The 20648-nt window shown below is 38.4% G+C and carries 18 protein-coding genes and 1 tRNA gene; 5 read left to right on the plus strand and 14 right to left on the minus strand.

Annotated elements, in window-relative coordinates; translation table 11 throughout:
• Window positions 1-57 precede the first annotated feature (57 nt).
• A complete protein-coding gene (locus tag A9P82_RS02710; protein ID WP_066203974.1) occupies window positions 58-1293 on the plus strand; it encodes a DoxX family protein in 1236 nt (411 codons plus the stop codon).
• A gap of 29 nt (window positions 1294-1322) precedes the next feature.
• On the opposite strand, the gene murB is transcribed toward A9P82_RS02710, so the two are convergent.
• From murB to A9P82_RS02735, 5 genes are all read right to left on the minus strand, one after another.
• The gene (murB, locus tag A9P82_RS02715; RefSeq protein WP_231891192.1) at window positions 1323-2333 is read right to left on the minus strand and encodes a UDP-N-acetylmuramate dehydrogenase; all 1011 of its coding nucleotides are present in this window, start codon (window positions 2331-2333) and stop codon (window positions 1323-1325) included.
• Between the two features lie 84 nt (window positions 2334-2417).
• Window positions 2418-4475 carry a putative porin gene (locus A9P82_RS02720; RefSeq protein ID WP_197492226.1) on the minus strand — a complete coding sequence of 686 codons (2058 nt, stop codon included), beginning with the start codon at window positions 4473-4475 and terminating at the stop codon, window positions 2418-2420.
• A gap of 89 nt (window positions 4476-4564) precedes the next feature.
• Window positions 4565-5866 (minus strand): NAD(P)/FAD-dependent oxidoreductase, encoded by a 1302-nt coding sequence (locus A9P82_RS02725; RefSeq protein WP_066203978.1) that lies wholly within the window; start codon window positions 5864-5866, stop codon window positions 4565-4567.
• Window positions 5867-5946: 80 nt separating this feature from the next.
• Window positions 5947-6294, minus strand: a complete 348-nt coding sequence (locus A9P82_RS02730; protein ID WP_066203980.1) for a hypothetical protein — start codon at window positions 6292-6294, stop codon at window positions 5947-5949.
• The gene (locus tag A9P82_RS02735; protein WP_066209507.1) at window positions 6284-6853 is read right to left on the minus strand and encodes an RNA polymerase sigma factor; all 570 of its coding nucleotides are present in this window, start codon (window positions 6851-6853) and stop codon (window positions 6284-6286) included. Before A9P82_RS02735 ends, A9P82_RS02730 begins: the two co-directional genes overlap by 11 nt.
• A gap of 76 nt (window positions 6854-6929) precedes the next feature.
• Here A9P82_RS02735 and A9P82_RS02740 point away from each other — a divergent pair, with 76 nt between their 5' ends.
• The 3 genes from A9P82_RS02740 to A9P82_RS02750 all read left to right on the plus strand — a co-directional run bounded on the left by A9P82_RS02740 (window position 6930) and on the right by A9P82_RS02750 (window position 9092).
• Complete coding sequence (locus A9P82_RS02740; RefSeq protein WP_066209508.1) at window positions 6930-7679, plus strand: C40 family peptidase; 750 nt, start codon at window positions 6930-6932, stop codon at window positions 7677-7679.
• Window positions 7680-7783: 104 nt separating this feature from the next.
• A tRNA-Met gene (locus tag A9P82_RS02745) sits at window positions 7784-7855 on the plus strand.
• Between the two features lie 256 nt (window positions 7856-8111).
• The gene (locus A9P82_RS02750; protein ID WP_066203981.1) at window positions 8112-9092 is read left to right on the plus strand and encodes a helix-turn-helix domain-containing protein; all 981 of its coding nucleotides are present in this window, start codon (window positions 8112-8114) and stop codon (window positions 9090-9092) included.
• A 266-nt stretch (window positions 9093-9358) separates the two neighbouring features.
• On the opposite strand, the gene A9P82_RS02755 is transcribed toward A9P82_RS02750, so the two are convergent.
• From A9P82_RS02755 to A9P82_RS02775, 5 genes are all read right to left on the minus strand, one after another.
• Window positions 9359-10120, minus strand: coding sequence for a 3-keto-disaccharide hydrolase (locus A9P82_RS02755; RefSeq protein WP_066203985.1), 762 nt, complete (start codon window positions 10118-10120; stop codon window positions 9359-9361).
• Between the two features lie 15 nt (window positions 10121-10135).
• Window positions 10136-10867 carry a 6-phosphogluconolactonase gene (gene pgl, locus A9P82_RS02760; RefSeq protein WP_066203988.1) on the minus strand — a complete coding sequence of 244 codons (732 nt, stop codon included), beginning with the start codon at window positions 10865-10867 and terminating at the stop codon, window positions 10136-10138.
• A gap of 20 nt (window positions 10868-10887) precedes the next feature.
• Entirely contained in the window at window positions 10888-11166 is a 279-nt protein-coding gene (locus A9P82_RS02765; RefSeq protein WP_066209510.1) for a helix-turn-helix domain-containing protein, read from the minus strand.
• Window positions 11167-11307: 141 nt separating this feature from the next.
• Window positions 11308-11703 carry a hypothetical protein gene (locus A9P82_RS02770; protein WP_066203990.1) on the minus strand — a complete coding sequence of 132 codons (396 nt, stop codon included), beginning with the start codon at window positions 11701-11703 and terminating at the stop codon, window positions 11308-11310.
• A 45-nt stretch (window positions 11704-11748) separates the two neighbouring features.
• Window positions 11749-13107 carry a serine hydrolase gene (locus A9P82_RS02775; RefSeq protein WP_066203991.1) on the minus strand — a complete coding sequence of 453 codons (1359 nt, stop codon included), beginning with the start codon at window positions 13105-13107 and terminating at the stop codon, window positions 11749-11751.
• A gap of 87 nt (window positions 13108-13194) precedes the next feature.
• On the opposite strand from A9P82_RS02775, the gene miaE reads away from it, so the two are divergent.
• Window positions 13195-13776, plus strand: a complete 582-nt coding sequence (gene miaE / locus A9P82_RS02780) for a tRNA-(ms[2]io[6]A)-hydroxylase (RefSeq protein ID WP_066203993.1) — start codon at window positions 13195-13197, stop codon at window positions 13774-13776.
• Between the two features lie 39 nt (window positions 13777-13815).
• Here the strand turns inward: miaE and A9P82_RS02785 are convergent, their stop codons facing one another.
• From A9P82_RS02785 to A9P82_RS02800, 4 genes are all read right to left on the minus strand, one after another.
• Entirely contained in the window at window positions 13816-15759 is a 1944-nt protein-coding gene (locus tag A9P82_RS02785; protein WP_066203995.1) for a sialate O-acetylesterase, read from the minus strand.
• A 27-nt stretch (window positions 15760-15786) separates the two neighbouring features.
• Window positions 15787-16923: a glycoside hydrolase family protein gene (locus tag A9P82_RS02790; protein ID WP_156522586.1), complete on the minus strand. Its 1137-nt coding sequence runs from the start codon at window positions 16921-16923 to the stop codon at window positions 15787-15789.
• Between the two features lie 10 nt (window positions 16924-16933).
• Window positions 16934-19198: a GH92 family glycosyl hydrolase gene (locus A9P82_RS02795; RefSeq protein ID WP_066203999.1), complete on the minus strand. Its 2265-nt coding sequence runs from the start codon at window positions 19196-19198 to the stop codon at window positions 16934-16936.
• A 119-nt stretch (window positions 19199-19317) separates the two neighbouring features.
• Window positions 19318-20562, minus strand: a complete 1245-nt coding sequence (locus A9P82_RS02800) for a glycoside hydrolase family 27 protein (RefSeq protein ID WP_082915190.1) — start codon at window positions 20560-20562, stop codon at window positions 19318-19320.
• Window positions 20563-20648: the final 86 nt, after the last annotated feature.

Below are 20648 nucleotides of genomic sequence, written 5' to 3' on the forward strand. Positions count from 1 at the left end.
TGCAAGATAAATTTAGTGTCTGTACCGTGAATACATTAATTTTTGCCAACAAATACTATGTCTTCAACTCAATTACATCAGGATAATCAGCTAAGAAAATTCTTTGATCTTTGGGTTTGCATCTATGTTTTAGTATTTATACTTACTGCTCAGTTTTTTCCGCGTCAGCCTTTTTACGAAAAATTTGTCAGTCAAATCGGAAGGGTATTTTTTCATAAAGAAAATTTACAAAAAGTATTCAACGGAAGCGGCGATACTACTTTCGATTATGTTCTGGTATTTACAAATCTTGTTGTTTCATATATTCTAAGCCTGATTATTTTATGCATCGATTATAAGAGAAAAAATTATAAACAGTTCCATTTATTTACAATCGTGATTGCGCGCTATTATGTGGCGTACACGCTGTTTGTTTATGGAATTATGAAGTTATTCTTCGGACAATTTTCCGGCTACAATCCTTTAGCACTTGATGAACATTTCGGCAATATGAGTCCGATGGGCGTTCTATGGAATTTTATGGGAGCATCGCCGGTTTATGAATTTATTTCGGGATTATTAGAAACTATTGGCGGCTTGTTACTGCTTTTCAGAAGAACAAAAACTTTTGGCGCTTTATTTTCAATGGCAGTAATGCTCAATGTTGCGCTCCTGAATTACTTGTACAATGTTCCCGTAAAAATACTTTCTACACATATAGTGTTACTTTGTGCTTTCATACTCACTTATGAATGGCGCGTATTATTTGCTTTTTTTGTTAAACATAAAAATGAAAAATTAGATTACAACAAAACACTTGTCAAAAATAAATGGTTGCAGATTGCTTTAAGAATCGCAAAAATTTTACTAATTGTATACGTATTAAAAGGCATGGTCAAAAGCAATTACGATTGGTATTTGTATGAAAGTAAAAGGAACGAAGAGAGAAGCTTATATGTGTGTACTCAATTTGTTTTGAATGATAAGGATACAATTCCCATTGATGCGACTAAGCATGATTCTATAAGATGGAATAAAATGGTAGTGTGGGATTCGCAAACATTGTATGTGGTAAAGAATAATGATTCTTTGAGAAAATTTTCTCTAAAAACAGACACAATCAATAAAGCCTTGGATATTAAAAATCAAGATGCGACACAGGCTGCATTCTTCGTGTACCAGAACATTAACGATACACTTTTTTTATATGGTAGAATAAATAATGTACCGGCATATCTTGTTCTTCAAAAGAAAAATTATCGTTTACCCAATGCGAAATTTCATTGGATAAATGAAATGCCAAATAATAAGTAGTTTCATAGGAATTCGTGCATCCTCGGCAATCAAATTATATTCACTTCTCTTTCCAATTCAACACCAAATTTTTCTTTTACGCTTTCGATAATTTTTCCGGAGAGATTGTAAATGTCTTTCCCGCTTGCACCGCCGTAGTTCACTAATACCAAGGCTTGCAGCGAATGAACACCGTAATTATTTTCACGAAAACCTTTCCAGCCGCATTGCTCAATGAGCCAGCCTGCGGCAATCTTTTTGTCGGATGAATTTAGAATTTCATACGCAGGAATGTTGGGATATTTTTCTTTTAAAGCAAGATAATGCACTTCGCTGACGGCAGGATTTTTAAAGAAACTTCCTGCATTTCCTATTTCTTTTGGATTGGGCAATTTACTTTGGCGAATATTAATCACAGCTTGCGAAATATTTTGAATAGATAAATCCTGCACATCCATTTTTTCCAATTCCTGTTTGATGGCGCCGTATTCGATATTAAATTTCGGGCGCTTGTTCAAGCGATAAGTTACATTTAAAATGATAAACTTATTTTTTAGTTTTCTTTTAAAAACGCTTTCCCTGTAACCAAATGCACAATCTTTACCGGAAAACTTTTGTACGCTGAAATCCTCTATAGACAATGCTTCCAGCTCGTGAAAAACATCTTTTATTTCCACGCCGTAAGCGCCGATGTTTTGCATGGGCGATGCGCCAACGCAGCCGGGAATGAGGCTTAAATTTTCTACGCCGGCGTAATTATTTTCTATACAATGCAACACAAATTCATGCCATACTTCTCCCCCATTTGCTTTTACGTAAAAATAATTTTCGTCTTCATTTACCAATTCGATTCCTTTAAGTTCGTTCTTCAATACATAGCCTTGCACGTCTTTTGTAAACAAAATATTGCTGCCACCGCCGATGATTAATTTGTTTTCATTTTTACTTTTTTTCAACAAGTTTCTGAGTTCATCCGCGCTCGAAAACGCAGCAAACCATTCGGCTGAAACATCGATGCCGAAAGAGTTATAGGGTTTCAGAGAAATATTAGTCTGAACCATGATTTATAGAATTTAAAGATTTATCGGAAATACGAAGATTATAAAAATGAGTGAATATTGAATACTTACAAATCATGGTTCAGATTAGTTAATAAACGTCCACCAAATTCCTACGCGCAACCACAATCCAAGCGCCGGATAATTGGGCGCAACAAAATTATAATGATTAAACCCAAAACCGTTTTGTCCCCAGTTTACGGTGTTCAGATTGGTGTATTCTGCGAAGAATTTAAAGCGCTTGATTCTGAAATTCACATAGAAAGAAATATCGGGTCTGTTGCTGATGCGTTCATCATCCTGATAATAAAATTGTCCGGTAAACGGCGAATAACCATCGGGTTTATATGGCGAAATATATCGCGCTTCAATACCCGTTGCGATATATAAATTCTGAAAGAAGTTGCCCTCAAACGAAAGTCTGTTTCGCATCATCAGCGCAGGAACGTGCAACGGCACATCTCCTGCTTTTTGCTGCGCATACGCTTCTATGTACCAATGAAAAAATTTGCCCAAACGTGTTTCTTTTTCAATACCAATTTGCAGCAAGTTAAATGGAGAACTGTTCTGTGCCGCCGTAAAATAATCCTTGAAATAAGTATAATTTTTATATAAATAATAATTCCCCAATAGCTTCATATTGACCGACGGAACATATAATACTGCATAGGCTTTTGTAATATTTTGATTTTTGAAATCGCTTGCGGCAATTACAGGAAAACCCGAATGCGAAGATGTATTCACTTGTGTGCTGTCGCCAAATGCCAAAGACGTTCCGGCGGAGGAATTGAAGATATATGCAGGCGTTTGATTCACGTTCTGAAAGCCTAATTGTAGCGAACCGATTTTCTTCCCAAAGTCGCGCTGCAAGCTGATTCCGGCAAAATAATTCCCCGAATAATTTCCCGCAAGATAAAGCGCACCGTTTGCATCAATATCCCACTTTTTGTTGCGCGTTGTATTGCGGTATTGCGCACCTGCAAATATGTTGTTGTATTTCTGCTGAAAAGTATTTCCCAACTTTCCGCTTAACGACTGTTCATCGATGTATAACTTTAAATACTGGTTGGAATTTTTTTTCACGGGATAAGTGTATAGAGCAAACTCGTTTGTCAGTTCTTTCCAGTTATCGTGAAAATTAATAGTATCCGAAGGTGCGATGAACTGGTAATACTCCAAATAATCATCAGCAACAGGACTTTTATCAATATAACTATAATTATAGTTTGTAAATTTTATAGAATGTTCAAACCTTAAACGCGGATAAAACAAACGATATACCACAGTATCGTTTTTCATAATAGAATCTTTCTGTCCCAAGTCAAAAGACTGGCGCAGGTAAAGCGTTACATCTTTGAAAATATCGCCCGTTGCTACCGACGCATTAAATGGATTGCTTGATGCTGTATTGCCGCTTCCCAGGCGGGTAACGGCTTCCAATGTATTTCCAAGCGCCAGGTTGTCCAAACTCGCCGGGTCAACCAGACCTCCGTTAATAGCAGCCTGCATACTATTTCGGATAACAATGAAATTGGATTTATATCTTTTATTGGCGCTGTTGATCGCGATATTTACCCTTAAATTGCTGTTTGCATTATTCTGGTTGGTAAATGCTCCCGGCGCGTTCAACAAACGGTATTCAAAAGTAAAATTTACATTTCCTTTGGCACGCGGCTGCGTGTGCAATACATCAATATACTGTTCGCCTCTTTGTCCAAGCATATAACCAAGTACAGAATATGGTCGTGTAGCCGAATATACTTTCGTATTGTTAAGCGTCAATCTATATGGGTCCATCGAATGAAAACCTGCATTCCATCCGGGTTTCATATAAGGCGTAAATAATAATGATTCGGTAGGCGAACCAATATTTCCCAAATCAGTTGAAGTAAACGGAATCAGTAAGCGAGTTCCAAAATCATTAATCGAGCTATCAATTTGATGAATTAACGATGAATCGAAATAGTGATATGAAATAGTAATAGAATCTTCATTCTTATCTCTCAACTTAAGCGAATCGCTGCCGGGTTGTTGTTTCGGCATTGGTCTTCCCTGATTGTCAGTTTGATAATTAGAACCATTGCTGAAACGATTAAGTTGGTTAATCTGCGCAAACACGCTGCCGCAGAATAACAGCGCGAACATTGAAAATATAAATAAAAAAACTTTTCTGAATAAGTACATCGGGCACAAAAATAAAGCGAATGTAACCTTGAAATAATAAACGCGAAAATTTAAGTAGTTAATTCCTCATATTCTTGTCCCAGCTGTGCTTGTTTTTTGGACGGCAGCAATATAACGCGAAGTGTGGAATCGTTGGTAAAATAATTAAACATCCAATTGACAAAAATCAAAAATTTGTTCCGCACGCCGAGTATCAACATCAGGTGTAACGACATCCATACGAACCATGCAAAACGTCCGTGGAAATGAAATTTAGGCAAGTCCACAACTGCTTTCCGTTTTCCGATTGTTGCCATTGTTCCGGGATTCTTGTATGTGAAAGCCTTTCGTGGTGCGCCTTTCAATGCATTCTTTAAATTGTGCACAAGGTTTTCGGCTTGGGCATTTGCTACATTTGCCAACTGCGGATGTCCTTTTTGCCATTCCTTTGTTTCCATATAAGAAACATCACCTATCACAAAAACATTGGGTAAATCTTTCGCTTCGTGAAACTCGTTTACAATGATTCTGTTGCCGCGTGTAACAGATTCTTTCGGAATGCCGTTCGGCACATTGCCTGTAACGCCTGCCGCCCAAATCAATGTTTTGGATGGCAGTGTTCTTCCATCTTCCAGCGTTACCACTTTGCCGTCGTAATCGTTAACATGAATACCAGTCCAAATGGTTACACCCATTTGTTCCAAATACATGCGTGAGTATTTTTGCGATTGTTCACTCATTGCGGAGAGTGTGCTGCCACTTCCTTCAATGAGATAAACTTTCAGCTGAGAAAAGTCAATCAACGGATAATCTTTCGGCAAAATTTTATTTTTCATTTCGGCTAAGGCACCAGCCAGTTCTACGCCTGTAGGACCACCGCCGACAATAACAATATTTAAAAACGGCGCTTTTGTTTCGGAAGTTTTTTCAGCGAGAGACGATTCGAAATTCAGCAATATCTTGTTACGCAAAGCAATTGCCTGCGGCGTAGATTTCATGGGAAACGCATTGGCTTCAATATTTTTATTGCCGAAATAATTATTGGTACAACCTGTTGCTATCACAAGATAATCGTAAGCATATTCGCTGTCATCGGTATAGACTTTCTGCTGCTGCGTATCAATATTTCTGATTTTTCCAATGCGGATATTGATATTCCTTTTATTTTGAAAAATTTTTCTTAGTGGAAAAGAAATTGCAGACGGTTCAAGCCTTGCAGACGCCACCTGATAAAATAAAGGCTGAAACTGATGAAAGTTGTGCGTGTCTATAATGGTAACATCATAGTTCGCATTCACAAGTTTTCTGGCGAGTTTCAACCCTGCGAAACCTGCGCCTATGATAACGATTTTTCTTGCTGAGGTTGTATTCATAATGTAGCGGATGACTTTTGATGCAAGGTAATTTATCCGCGCAACATAGAAAACAACATTGAAGGAAAATAGGGAAATATTTAACCACGCATACGAATGACTGCGAACGCAAGCGATACCAATAAAATAATGATGACAACCGCAAGTACATACCATGCAATTTGTGCAAACCGCAGCGGTTTTGATTTTCTTTTATCATCAATAGACTGGTGCAACGTTTTATGTAATTGCGCTACGCTCTTATCAATTTTATTGGTGGAAGAAAATGATTCCAAACCGTCCATTGCATCCTTTAAAAAATCGTCGCTTTCTGCATCTTCCAACTTTTTCGCAAGCGTTTCCGAAAGGTTATCTCTCAGATAATCTTTTAATTTAAGTCTTTCTATAAATGACTTTTTTTTGTGCGATATGTTTTTTTTATTCGTCATCGTTCTGCCTCATCTTTTCTATAGAAATTTTAAGATTTCTCTTGCCGTTTTGAATATGGCTCTTTACCTGCGTATCGCTAAATCCTGTAATTTCAGTTATTTCCGAATATGTTTTTTTATGAAGATAAAATAATGAAATACAAGTCTTTTGTTCATCGTTCAACTGTTTCATTGCCTGTTCTATGTATTGGTAACGTCTTTCTTTGTCCAAAGCATCCTGCGGCAATTCATCTTCTATTAGTTCCGTTAGTTCTTCTTTCCACTCTTCCAAAATTAATCTTTTTTCGGAACGCAGTTTCATCAAACAATAATTTTTTGCAACGGCATAAATCCACCCTCTGAATGCAGTTACTTTAGAATGATGAAACTCGTTCAATACTTTGTAAAAAACCTGCTGCACGGCATCCCTGGCTTCATTTTCGTCTTTTAAATATTTCATGCACACACCAAGCAGCAAAAGCGTATATCGCTCCAGCAAAATGCCGAGCCAATAATTATCCTGCGTTTGATAAAATTTGTTTACCAAAACCTCATCGTCGTATTTTTGATGCCGGTTCACTAAAAAATAAAAACGTTTATATAAAGATGCGGATTTAGATAAATTCCATAAATTGGATTTAAAATTAATTGAAAAAATGCAAAAAGTTACAGCCATAGTTCCTGTTGCGCCAATGCGTGCGGAAGCGTCTCATCGTTCGGAAATGGTAAGCCAGATTTTGTTGGGAGAAACTGGCGACATTATTGAAGCCGGAAAAGATTTTACCAAAATAAAAACCAATGCAGATGATTATGAGGGCTGGGTGCAAACATCACAATTGGCGGGCATTTCTGAAAATGAAGCCAAAACAAATATATTGGGCTATGCAACAAAAAACTGTTGCATACAATTCAATGAACAAACAATGTTTATATCAACAGGAACACCGGTTTTGGAAACAAAAAATATAGGTCAATTTTTAATTGATTATAAAGATATTCCCTATCTGAAAAATGTATCATTTTCAAAAGAAGCGTTGGAAGAGCTTGCATTTCCGTTTTTGAACACAGGTTATTTATGGGGCGGGCGTTCCGCCTTCGGAATTGATTGCAGCGGTTATGCACAACTAATATTTAAGTTTTTCGGTTATCAACTACCGAGAGATGCTTATCTGCAAGCGACAGTTGGAGACACAATTGATTTTCTTGAGCAAACAGAACCCGGAGACCTTGCTTATTTCGATAATGCAGACGGACGAATAATTCACGTTGGTATTTTGCTTGACAAAGAAACCATCATTCATTCATCCGGAAAAGTGCGTATTGATAAAATAGATGCCGACGGAATTGTCAATGTTGATACTGGTTTGCGCACGCATCATCTAAGAATTATTAAAAGAATTGCATAAAAGTTTGGCTACAAAACATAATATTATTATCTTTGCACTCCATTTGAGAAACGGATATATAATTTCTCATTAGAAACGCGATAATTTTTACATCAACTTAATATCGCGAGGTAGAGCAGCGGTAGCTCGTCGGGCTCATAACCCGAAGGTCGGTGGTTCGATCCCGCCCCTCGCAACTAAAGCGGCATCATCAAAAAAATATTGGATGAGCCGCTTTTTTATATCTCCAAAACTATACAGAACAGACTATTAAGTATCTCTGCAATTTATTTGTAACTTGCACCGGAATTGTTGATGCATAATTCAGCTGTCGACAGTTTTATATCATTAACTAATAAGCAACTGCTTTGTGCATTTTTCGCAAATGCATTTTGTGTCATCCTTGTAAATAATTAAAAACAAGCTGGTTTCATCCAAAACTTAACGACGTCTATGGCAATTAAAGTGTATCAAAAAGCAGACAAAAAAGATATAGATGATGTATTGAATTTACTTGGCTCAATTTATCCGTTGAGCAAAGAACTGAAAGATAAGTTTTATAAAAATACTTTGACACTGCAATTGCAAAAAGGAGAAACGCTGATAGACCAAGGCGAAATATGCAATTATATTTATTTTATAAAATCCGGTGCTATGATGGGGTCATCAATACATCATAAAAGAAAAATTATCACATACATCTCAATAGAAAATACTTTTTTAAGTTCCATATCCGGTTTGCATGGCGTAGTGCCATCCAGAGAAAGTATAGTAGCTGTGGAGCAATCGACATTGCTGGCATTGCACAACGATGTATTGCAGCAGCTTTTTAAAAACCATTTCGACTTTAACTATATTTTTCGTGTAGTAATAGAACAATATTACCGGGATGCACAGGAGCGTTCGTATATCGTACGGTTGGGTAATGCACGGGAAAGATATGAATACTTTACACAAACCAAACCGGGATATATTGAACGCCTGCCCGAAGAAAGTGTAGCATCCCTGTTAAATATAAAGCCTGTTACATTGTCGCGGTTGAAGAAACAGTTTAAAACACAGGAGCTTCGGAAGCAGGAGGCGGAACAATTATTCAAACAAATAAACAACGACATCTTGGAACGGAAACTTTATACGAATAAAAAAATCAGTCTTAAATCATTGTCTGTAGAGTTGGGTATTGCGTCTCACAGATTATCTTCCGTTATCAACAGTTGCAGTCAACGCACTTTTCTCAATTATGTCAACGCTATTCGTATCAACAGTATCAAACAGTACCTGGCAAATCCGGAATATCTGCGGCGTTATACCGTGGAAGTGCTGGCTTACGACGCAGGCTTTTCGTCCAGAAGTACGTTTTACAGCGCCTTTAAAAAAGAAGTAGGCGTCACTCCTGCCGAATATCTCCGGCAGTTAAAAGATACAAAACTTTGAACACTTTCAATTTGTCCTGAATTATAAGTTCGGACAAGTATGGCAACCATTTTTCCCAACAGTTAATTAGCTTTGCAGAGCCTTAACAACAAGCAACTTGGTTTTAGGTAAAAAATACGGAGACTTGACCCGGAGCACAGCCGCTAAAACATGCGTAGTCCGTAACTAAAGCCAACTGCTTATTTTCTTTCTTAATTATCAGAGAATAATCCTACAAAAAAGCTGCTTAAAATCTAAGCAGCTTTTAATTTTTATCAATTTAATTTTTATTTCAATTCCCGTACCCAGATATTTCTGAAACTGATGGGCTTGCTTTTATCGCCATGCGCCTGTAATTTTATAGGCAAGGCGCCATGCGCTTTATAAAACGGTTTGCCGATATACAGCGTCTGTCCTTTCAGTTCAAAATGATTTTGTACCAATACTCCGTTGAAAAAAACGGTAACATAAGCGGGTGTCAGCAGCTTACCGTTTTCATCAAATGCCGGAGCCGTCCAAACCACATCGTACGCTTGCCACTCGCCGGGCTTCTTTGCAGGATTTGCCAGAGGAACGCTCTGCTTGTAAATTGAACCGGCTTGTCCATTGGTATAAGTTTTATTATTGTAGGAGTCCAAAACCTGCAGTTCATAACCATCATCGCCCGGGCCTGTGGAAGCCAGAAAAACGCCGCTATTGCCGCGAGCCTGACCTTCTCCTTCAATATCTGTCGGCTCTTTCCATTCAATATGCAACTGATAATTTTTAAAGGATTGCTTTGTCTGAATATTACCGGCTTTTTTATTCACGGTTAAAATTCCGTCTTGCACAATCCAGTCCGCAGGTTGATTGGTATGGTCGGCAGATACCCATTGGTCGAGATTCTTTCCGTCAAATAAAACAACAGCATCCGAAGGTGCATCTCCGTAATTTGTCCCGGGTGTAACTATTGGCGGAACCGGCAGGTAAACTTCTGTGTCTTCAGGTTTTTGAGCATGTGCCGCACAAATAGTCGTTAACATAATCATACTGAGAAAAAAACGCTTCATAATATTTATATTTATTTAGTGAGACAATAATTTCGCCGCCGCTTCGTCCACAAACCAATGCAGCTCTCCCGGATTAGGTTTGATGATTTGCGAAGGATATAAATCGGGATTGTACACGCCTTCCAGCACTTCTTTCAAAGCTTCTTGTTTGCCTTCCCCTGCGGCAAGAAAACAAACCTGCGCTGCATGATTTGCCACGGGATGCGTCATTGTAACGCGATACATACCCTGGGCTTCGAGCCAAAAACTTGTAGTCCACTTTGTTGCTTCGTGAATAACTTCCGTCTGGCGCGGAAACAAAGATAAGGTATGTCCGTCATCGCCCATACCGAGAATAATTACATCCAAGCCTGTCGGCTTTCCGTCGAAGAATTGATGTAAAACCTGCGCATAATTTTCCACGCTTTCTTCGGGCGTAATATTTTCGGTCCGGAAAAAATGAATCTGTTCTTCTTTTACCGGCACATGATTGAGCAAGGTTTCATAACACATTTTTGCATTGCTTCTGTCGTCGCTGTATGGAACAAAGCGTTCATCGCCCATGAAAAAATGCCACTTGCTCCAATCGATTTTATTTTTATACTCGTCGCTCGCAAGCAGCTTGTGTAGCAGCTTTGGTGTGCTGCCGCCGGAAAGCGCAATGGTAAAAATGTCTTGTTTTTGCAAAGTTTCATCGGCGTGTTGTACTAACCAATCTGCAAAATTTTTACTGAGTTCGTTGATGTCTTTTGAAATGTGCAACTGCATAGTGATGTATGATTTATGAATTATATCGCGATTGGCGGCAATGATGTTTCTATAATTGATTCACCTAATTCCGCTTCCAACTTAGCAATGGTTTTAAGTGTAAGGTTGTGGTTGCCTTTCAGCCATTTATTTATTTCTGACGGACTTTTCTTCATCTTGTCGGCTAAGTCTTTTTGCGTAAATCCTTTGGCTGCAAGAATGTTGTTTATTCTTACAACAATATCGGTGTATTGTCTTACAAAAATGCGCACTTCTTCGGGCGTTTCATCTTGTATTTTTTTTGCGATTTTGCTTCTCATAAAATTTATTTTAAAGTAAGATTTCATCATCGTCATATGCTGATAAAATCAATCTGTTTTTTGCATCAATAATTATTTCTTTTTCTCTAATAGCCTCATCAATTCGTTTTGCAAATTGGCAAGCCTCTATCCATTTTAAATTTAAGTCTTTGCTCTGTTGATTTGTGCCGATTTTACGCCGCCGTTAAACAATACAACCAAATCTGTTCTGTTATTAATTCTTAAAGCATAAAGTCGCAACGGAAAATTCGGATAAATAAATGAGACTTCGCCAACAGTTACACGTCCTTTGTTCGGCAAACCGGCAACTTCATTTTCAAATCGATTAAACAATACATCAATTGCTCCGTAATCATCGCCGATACTGTCTAAAACAAAACTTAATAACTCTTGTACACTTTGCTTATACTCGCTTATCGCATAATATTTATCAAAGAATTTATCCGTTTCGTTTTCTTCTGCATCTTGCCAACGTACTGTGTAAAAAGCACACTTGCAACCTTCATCGTCCCATTTTTCAAGTACAAAGTTATTCACTTATAAGTTAATTTGCAAATTGTATTTATTTTTATTGTCACAAAGTTATTGGTCTTTGGTAAATAAAAATGTTTTGCCGTTTTGTTGTAAAGTCAATTCTTTTTTATCAAGGTCGAATATCAGAACAGCAGATATAAACCTCAGTTCAAATTTATCCTTTCCTATTGCTTTGTACGGATATGCAGCCCGCGTACCAAGCTGCGCATACAATTGATTATCTTTCTTGGTAATGACGAATTTTCCTAAATCTTTGGAAGTATATGTGCCAATATATTTATCAAGTTCCGCAGATGTTATCGGATAATCCTTTGTGTTATATTTTGAAAAATCTTCGGGATTGTCATAGCAAATATTCAATTCGCTTACTAAAATATCATTCAAAGAAATTTCCATATCGTTGAATGATTGAGCAATGATTAAACTATCTTTTGTAAAATCATATAAAGTCGAATATTGCCCATAAGTTCCGCCGTTGTGTCCATAACCCATTTTCTCATAAAACGGCACACGCATTATTCCTGTACCAAAAAACGCAGCAAACCCTTTGATAGAATCAGGAAAACGCATCATAGAATCAAGGCTCGATTTTTTTACAAGTTTGTAATCAAATAATGCCTGAATGAACTTAATTAAATCGGTTGGCGTGGATAAAAGATTACCGCAACCTTTTGCATCATCGAAATAAAAATCTTGTTTTGATTGCCAACTGTCAGATGGATGAGAATACGGAAACGCATCATTGTCGTCCATACTATTTATACTATCTGAATTGATGTTTTTTAATGCTAATCTTGAAAAAATTCTGCTTCGTAAAATATTTTCAAACTTATTTTTATCAATAGCTTCCGCAATTTTTGCCAAAAGAAAATATCCTGAATTACAATAACTCATTGTTGAATCCGGCGAAAAATGCGGTTTGCCGTTTATTATCTTTTTCAAAATTTCATTGTCCGAATGAGGCTCAGTTATCCAAGCTTTTTTTACATCCACAGAATCATTGATGTAATCAATCAACCCGCTTCTGTGCCTCAGCAGCATTTCAATCGTAATCTTATCTGCATTCGGAATTTGAGGATAAAACTTTGCAAGCTTTGTATCCAGCGATAATTTCTTTTCTTCAATCAACTGAAAAATTATAACTGCCGTAAACATTTTCGTTATCGAACCAATGCGGTATTTTGTATCAACATTCGCAGGAATCTTTTTGTTGCCGTCGATATACGCATAACCGATTTGCCGTTGGTAAACAATCTTTCCGTCTTTCGCAATCGCCACGCTCCCCATGGCAAGATGATTTTTGTCAAGAATATCAAACAAGCTGTCAAGCTTTTTGGTGTTGATGGTTTGGGAAAATGTTGTTGCCGATAAGAGCATGAAAACAAAGAGTGAAGATATTTTTTGCATAGCCAATATTTACGGACAAATATAACCACACATATCTTGACTTGCAATAGCCGGATTATTTTTACTTTCGCTACGAAAAATTTCATCATGTTAGGTCTAAAATTATCTACCGACCCGCGCTGGGCAAACATTGCAGAAACCAATCTCGAAGAAATACTCACGGACCATGCATGGTGCGAACAAAAAGCTGCATCCAACGCAATTTCGCTCATTACCAATAATTCGGAAAAACAGGAGCTGGTGCACGAGCTTACAGCCATTGCGATTGAGGAAATGCAACACTTCCAAATGGTTATTGATATTATCAAAGAAAGAGGCTACACACTCGGTCGTGAACGGCGTGATGACTATGTAAACGAACTGATGAAATTCTGTAAAAAAGACGGCAGCAGAAATACATCGTTTATCGACAGATTATTATTTGCCGCCATGATAGAAGCCAGAAGCTGCGAGCGTTTCAGAGTTTTATCTTTAAATATTAAAGATACAGTGCTTGCAAAATTTTATCATGATTTAATGGTTTCCGAAGCAACTCATTATACAACTTTTCTTGGCTTCGCTCGTCAGTATGCAGAAGATGTGGATGTTGAAAAACGCTGGAAAGAATGGCTTGAGTTTGAAGGGAAGCTGATTCAGTCTTACGGAAAAAAAGAACAGATTCACGGATAGCAAATCTGTTCTCATATAACCCTCATTAAACACATTATTTTAGTCGTTCCAATTATCCGTCCTGAATGGCGAAGCCGGTAAACTTTCTTTATTATACAAATTAATTCCCTGCGGGTCATCTGCCCAGCCGTAACGGACAGCAACAGGATTTTTTATTTCGTCGCTGAAAACAATAACAGTATTGCCTTTTATAATAGCATTTGCCGGAGCAAATTTTTTATCGTTTCCTGCAATTACAAATCCTTTCAAAGTGCCGTCAGCACTGCCTTTCGCTAATAATCCCGTTCCAATATTTGAGAAAGACAACACCAACTTATTTCCTTCTTTTTTCATAGACTGAAAAACGGGACCTGAATAAATAATATTCTTTCCGTAAGCGACTTTCAATCCTGCCAAAGCCAGGCGATAACCCACATCTTGCTTGTCGGTCGGATGTACATTGTGTGAAGCTCCTAAATCAATAATAACCGCTTCTCCTGTTTTCGGCAATGCCAATGCTTTGTGCTGCCCTTCGCGAACCAATGCCCAATTGCTATGCAACGTGTCTGAACTGCCGGGATTAAAGCGTGTCAATTGAACCCATAAGAAAGGAAATTCATAATTACGTTTGGCACGCCAATCACGAATTAACATAGGAAACAATTTCCGATATTCTTCTGCCGCTTCAAAAGTATTAGTGTTTTGTTCACCCTGATACCAAATAACGCCTTTAATAGGAAGTTCATCAAAGGGAGCAATCATGGCATTGTAGAGTTGTGCAGGAAATGAATTAGGACCTTGTTCCTGTAAGCCGAATTGCGTACTTAACGCGGATGGCTTTGCCGACCAACCGATTGCTAAAGGAATTGAATCATTGCCTGAAAATTTTAACGACAACAGATTCGCATTGCTCTCAAAACCGCCGCCACCGCCGGCATTGGTCAGTTTTACAACAATAACATTTTTGCCTTCTTTTAATAATCCTTTGGCTAAAGCATAGCTTCTTGACGTGTACCAATTATCTGTCTCGCCAATCTTTTTTCCGTTTACATAAGTAACATCTTTATCATCAATCACACCAAGGTTTAATGTTGCACTTTGCGCAGCTTGTGAAGCTGTAAGTACTATCTCTTTTCTGTACCAAACCGTTCCTGTTGCATCGTGCCAAAGCGTTTGAGACCAGTCTTTCGGAGCAATGTCATTTTGCCAACCATCAATATTTGTTTGCGGATTAAACCATTGCTGCACATCGCCGACATCATTCTTCATAGCATTTTCATATTGTGTTTTTGCTTTCGCCTGTGCGCCCGCAATTCCGTCTGAATCATTCGGATTTATATTTTTGTATTCGGGCAATTTGCTCAGCGAATCCCAGCCAATCCATTCCTGAATTTGTGTGCCGCCCCAGTTGGAATTAATCAAGCCAATCGGAATCTTTAAATCTTCATTCAGCTTCCTTCCAAAGAAATAAGCAACCGCCGAAAACGGCGGAATGTTTTGCGGATTGCATTCCAACCAAGTTCCGCCTTTTAAATCGACTGCGGGCAAATAATTCATGCTTTTTTCTACCGTGAACAATCGTATTGTCGGATGATTGGCATTTGCTATTTCCTGTTCCGCATTGTTCACTTTTGTCCAACCCGAAATTGGGAATTCCATATTCGATTGTCCTCCGCAAATCCAAACATCGCCAAGCAAAATATTTTTATATTCAATGGTATTTTCCGTACAAGAAATTTTCATTTCTGATACATTATTATCGTAATGCATCGGCTTTAAAGTTACAGACCACTTGCCTTGATTATCCGCAACAGCTTTTCCGGTTTGCCCGTGAAAAGATACTTGTACATTTTCTCCTCTACTTGCCCAGCCCCAAATCTTCAAAGGCTTATCTCTTTGCAAAATCATATTATCACTAAAAATTTTCGGCATGGTTATTTGTGCCGAAATGCTTGCTGTTCCTGCGATACAAGCGAATAACACTAAACTTACTTTCTTATTCATGGTATATTATTTTATTTCTGAATTAAGCTACTTCCAATTAATTTTAAATATATACGATTCCGAAACAGATAATCCGTGAATGTTTACATCAGCTACTGCATAAAAATAAGCCGGCTTGCCTTTGATGAACAAAACGGCAGGCCGTTCAAACTTGCCTGTAACATCACGCACAAAAGTCCTTTTGTTATTCAATAAAGCATCTTTCTGTTGAGGCGTTCCCCAATAATCAAAAATATTTCCCATCGCTATTTGTGCATCAGCGAGCTTAAAACTCAATCCTGTCGCGGATTTCCATAAAATTAAATCTCCGTAAATACCTGTATTTCCGCCTAAATTATCTGCGGTTAATAAGTAATAATTTTTCTTGTATGCAAATGCCTGCGCATCTTCCAGATATGACACATTATCCGTGATAGGCTCATCGCACAAAACATAAGGACCTTCCAATTTATCCGAAACGGCATAGCCGTATTTTGCTTTCATTTGCTCAGGTGTGCCGCACTTATAATAGATATAATATTTCTTGCCAATTTTTAAAAACGCAGGATTATCCGCGCCGATAGCCGCGTTGTATGTCCAATGCGACGGGTCTTTTGACGGCTCAACCATAATGCCTTTGTTGTTGCCTGCAAATCTCCAAGGTCCGTTTATATTGTCTGCAATCATCATCCCGATACGTTGCCCTTTGCTTCCGATAGTCGGGTTCTGGCAGATATACAACAAAATATATTTGCCGTCAACATATTCCAATCTCGGATTGTGCGGACCAGCCATTACAGTCGTATCGGGCAACATAGCCGTTTTCATAATCGTACCGACATATTTAAAAGGACCTTCAGGCTTGTCGCTTACAAAATGTGCGATTTCCGCCTTCGGTCCCGTCCAGCCTTCCATGCCGTCTTTCTTTGGCCAGCGGCTTCCGAAAATATGAATCTTACCGTCTTTGGTTTGAAGCGGAGATATACACCAATTGTACCAATTTGAATCGCTTATTGCTGTGCCGATATATTGTGCGCTTAACGACATAACCGAATAAGGAATTTTATTCTTCGCAGTTTTGGATGATAATAATTCTTTGCGATTCTCTTGCGCTGATGAAACAAAGCCACGTGTAATCAATATTATCAATAATACTGTTTTTATAAACCCATTTTTCATTTTCATAAAACATCAATTAATTATTAAACACCGTATTCAAGGGTACATCACTATCTTTTATTCCCCACTTTTTATTCGGTTGAGCGCCCATCACAAGTTCTAATGTGCCGCCGTTTTCAATATCGTCTTTCGTGATATAAGTATGTGTATAATTTACACCATTCAACTTTGCAGACTGTATGTAAATATTTTTATCCGAAACATTTTTAGCAGTTACCGTAAATGTTTTTCCATTCGGCAAATTCATGGTTGCTTTTTGTAAAATGGGCGAACCGATAGCGAATACGCCGCTTGCAGGATTTACAGGATAAAAGCCCATTGCGCTGAATACATACCATGAAGCCATTTGCCCGCAGTCTTCATTGCCTGCATATCCCGAGAACGAATCGTTATACATTTCGTTCATAATCTTTGTAACATAATATTGTGTTTTCCACGGTGCGCCTGCATAATCATACAAGTAAGAAATATGATGGCTCGGTTCATTTCCGTGTGCGTACTGACCGATTAATCCCGACGCATTGCCGTTTCTTTGAACTGTACTATCCGTTAAAGTAAAAAGTGAATCTAATCTTTTTACAAACATATCTTTTCCGCCCATCAATGCAATCAGCGAAGGAACATTTTGCGGCACATACCAAAGATATTGCCACGCATTTCCTTCGGTATAAGGATTGCCGCCGTTTGCGCCGTAATGCAACGGATTAAAGGGTTCCAACCAATTGCCTTTATCATCTTTCGCACGGAAGAAACCTGTTTTTGCATCATACAAATTCTTATAAAATTCTGAGCGTGCAATGAAACGATTATAATCATCTGTCTTACCAAGATGCTTTGCCAACTGTGCTACACACCAATCGTCATAGCTCATTTCCAACGTAAGCGATACGGATTGCGATTGCAGATTTTCGGGCATGTAATGATACTTTTCCCAAACATCAAACGGCGAATTTGTATGACTGATTAAAGATGAATTCTTCACGGCTTCATACGCTTCATTTACATCAATGCCTTTGATATTATTCAACACGGCATTTACCACAATGGGAATCGCATGATTGCCTATCATGCAATAATTTTCCTGTCCCCACAATTCCCAAATCGGCAAGAAGCCAAACGCTTTATAATGCGCAATCATACTGTTCACAAATGCAGCAGTTTTTTGTGGCTGCAACAGCGTGTACAATGGACCTGCCGCGCGGTACATATCCCACAAAGAGAAGGTGGAATAATAACCCCGCGGCGAATTTGTTGTCGTAAAATCAGCGGACATATAATCGCCGTTGACATCGGACAATTTATTCGGCTGCGTGAATGCGTGATACATTGCCGTATAGAAAATCCTCTTCTGCAAATCCGTTCCGTCAATCTTTATTTTATCTAATTCATTTTCCCAAAGCAGATTTGCATGCGACACGGTTTTCTCGAAGTCCCAGGCAGGAATTTCTGCCTGTAAATTTTGTTTGGCATTCTCTATGCTTACGGGAGAAATACCAATTTTTACAAGTACTTCAGGATTTTTTTTATCAAAATCAAACACAGCTTTCACATCTGTTCCGTTGACGATAGATTGATTGTTATATACCGTATTTCCGCTCATCATTTTATTGGAAATAATCGGTTTGGAAAATTCTGCATAAAAATAAATTTTTCGCAAAGGCGCCCAACCTGTAATCAGCCTGTAACCTTCGATGGTGTGATTATCTAACATTCTTATTTGCGCACCGATGATTTTACAATCCCAGCTTCCTTTTTGAATAGAATGATTTAAGTCAATCAATATATGTTCATCTTTACCGGCATCAAAAGTATATTTATGAAAACCTGCATGTTCAGTAGCCGTAAGCTCTGCATCGATATTATCATCCAACAATTTTACCTGATAATATCCGGGCTTTGCAGATTCCTTTTCATGTGAAAATGAAGAGCGAATAGGAAAATTTCTTTCCGTTGAAAAAGGCATTACAGAAATATCAAACAATTCTGACACACCCGTTCCGCTTAAATGTGTATGACTGAATCCGTAAATAAATTTATCGTTATGGTCGTAGCCCGAAGCCGCAGACCAATCCGGCGCTTCCTTTGTGTCGGGGCTTAACTGTACCATACCGAAAGGCATGGTCGCTCCCGGAAAATTATTGCCCGATAAACTCGAACCGTTAACCGCTCCCGTTCCGATAAACGGATTGACATATTTCGTTAAATTGTCAGATTGTGCATGAAGAATTGTTATTCCGCTTAATGCACTAACTAATAAAAAAGATTTTATACGATGTATCATGATTATATTTTATACTGTTTATGAAGCAACTCTGTGATTCTCTGTATAAACTCTTCGAATCCCTGTGAATAGCTATTACACAAAGATTACGCGGAGATTCACGGAGATATTTTCCATTCTTATTTAATGACTTTTAGTCTGAACAATTTTGTTTCATGCGATGCAACTTCGCCTTTCCATTTATTTCCCTTTCCGATTACACGGTGCTCCCATAAATCCCGTATTTCGTAATTGCCAGAAAGACTTAAATCGCCAAACAGCACATTCATTTTCTGTTGCTTATCGCTCTTATTCAATATCGCAACTGCAATATCTCCGTTAGATAATGGCTTTACAAATATTGCCCAATCATCATTATTAACCAGACGCTTTCCCTGTTTTCCCAGTGCATCCTGATTAATAGCAATAGCTTCTTTGTTTGTCAAAATTTCTTTTGCGCGCGCATCCATCTTTCGCAAGTCATTACTTGCAATCAATGGCGAAGACAAAATACACCACAAACTCATCTGGCTTTGATATTCTGTATCGCTACAACCCGTGCCGCCCAAATCGGCAGCGGGACCTTTAACGCCGTTCAAACCGACCACTAACATATCAGGATCGTTCCAACGTCCGCGCCCAGCGTATTCATCAAGTCCGCCGTTAATATCCACAATATCCATGATGCCCATTCCTCCCTGACCTTTATCTTTCCATTTATCGCGGATATCGCCCGATATTCTCCAAATTGTTCCGCCTGCTTGTGCAGCCCACAACCAAGGTTGTCTTCCGCCCCATTCACAAATGCCAAGTACGATATTCCGACCGGATTCTGATAAAGCATCGGCAATTGCTTTATATCTTTCTTTTGCAGTTGCCATATCCGACGGTGCGTTGCAATAATCGTATTTAAGATAGTCGATTCCCCACGATGCAAAGGTCGCCGCATCCTGCTTCTCAAAATTCAGACTACCAGTGTAACCTGCGCAAGTCAACGGCGCAGCATCGGAATAAATACCAAGTTTCAAACCTTTCGCGTGAACATAATCTGCCAATGCTTTAATGCCTGAAGGAAATTTTTTCACATCGGGAATGATATTGTTTTTATTATCGCGGCCACCCTGCCAGCCGTCATCGATAAAAATATAATTGTAACCTGCATCCGCCATGCCCGATGAAACCAATGCGTCCGCCATTTCTTTGATAATGCCTTCGTTGATATTTTCCCCAAACCCATTCCACGTCATCCAGCCCATCGGAGGCGTTAATACATTTTTTATTCTCAAGAACGATGTGTCCAAAATCTGCGCGCTTACAATAGGATTTTTCATAACTAAAAATATCAACAACAGGAACAGCTTGGTACCTGTGATTTTTTGTTTCATAATTTGATTACAGTTTTATTAAAAAAATCGATGCTGTGGTGCGTTTCTTCACGCACAAGAATTTCTGTACGTGAAGAAACATACCG

It is taken from the genome of Arachidicoccus sp. BS20 (genome assembly GCF_001659705.1).
In the GTDB taxonomy this organism is placed as follows: domain Bacteria; phylum Bacteroidota; class Bacteroidia; order Chitinophagales; family Chitinophagaceae; genus Arachidicoccus.

What these genes read in the sequence shown, in the direction of transcription:
- A9P82_RS02710 (WP_066203974.1), top strand. Translation starts at nt 58, where the DNA reads ATGTCTTCAACTCAATTACATCAGGATAATCAGCTAAGAAAATTCTTT.
- murB (WP_231891192.1), bottom strand. Translation starts at nt 2,333, where the DNA reads ATGGTTCAGACTAATATTTCTCTGAAACCCTATAACTCTTTCGGCATC.
- A9P82_RS02720 (WP_197492226.1), bottom strand. Translation starts at nt 4,475, where the DNA reads ATGTTCGCGCTGTTATTCTGCGGCAGCGTGTTTGCGCAGATTAACCAA.
- A9P82_RS02725 (WP_066203978.1), bottom strand. Translation starts at nt 5,866, where the DNA reads ATGAATACAACCTCAGCAAGAAAAATCGTTATCATAGGCGCAGGTTTC.
- A9P82_RS02730 (WP_066203980.1), bottom strand. Translation starts at nt 6,294, where the DNA reads ATGACGAATAAAAAAAACATATCGCACAAAAAAAAGTCATTTATAGAA.
- A9P82_RS02740 (WP_066209508.1), top strand. Translation starts at nt 6,930, where the DNA reads ATGCAAAAAGTTACAGCCATAGTTCCTGTTGCGCCAATGCGTGCGGAA.
- A9P82_RS02750 (WP_066203981.1), top strand. Translation starts at nt 8,112, where the DNA reads ATGGCAATTAAAGTGTATCAAAAAGCAGACAAAAAAGATATAGATGAT.
- A9P82_RS02755 (WP_066203985.1), bottom strand. Translation starts at nt 10,120, where the DNA reads ATGAAGCGTTTTTTTCTCAGTATGATTATGTTAACGACTATTTGTGCG.
- pgl (WP_066203988.1), bottom strand. Translation starts at nt 10,867, where the DNA reads ATGCAGTTGCACATTTCAAAAGACATCAACGAACTCAGTAAAAATTTT.
- A9P82_RS02765 (WP_066209510.1), bottom strand. Translation starts at nt 11,166, where the DNA reads ATGAGAAGCAAAATCGCAAAAAAAATACAAGATGAAACGCCCGAAGAA.
- A9P82_RS02775 (WP_066203991.1), bottom strand. Translation starts at nt 13,107, where the DNA reads ATGCAAAAAATATCTTCACTCTTTGTTTTCATGCTCTTATCGGCAACA.
- miaE (WP_066203993.1), top strand. Translation starts at nt 13,195, where the DNA reads ATGTTAGGTCTAAAATTATCTACCGACCCGCGCTGGGCAAACATTGCA.
- A9P82_RS02785 (WP_066203995.1), bottom strand. Translation starts at nt 15,759, where the DNA reads ATGAATAAGAAAGTAAGTTTAGTGTTATTCGCTTGTATCGCAGGAACA.
- A9P82_RS02790 (WP_156522586.1), bottom strand. Translation starts at nt 16,923, where the DNA reads ATGAAAATGAAAAATGGGTTTATAAAAACAGTATTATTGATAATATTG.
- A9P82_RS02795 (WP_066203999.1), bottom strand. Translation starts at nt 19,198, where the DNA reads ATGATACATCGTATAAAATCTTTTTTATTAGTTAGTGCATTAAGCGGA.
- A9P82_RS02800 (WP_082915190.1), bottom strand. Translation starts at nt 20,562, where the DNA reads ATGAAACAAAAAATCACAGGTACCAAGCTGTTCCTGTTGTTGATATTT.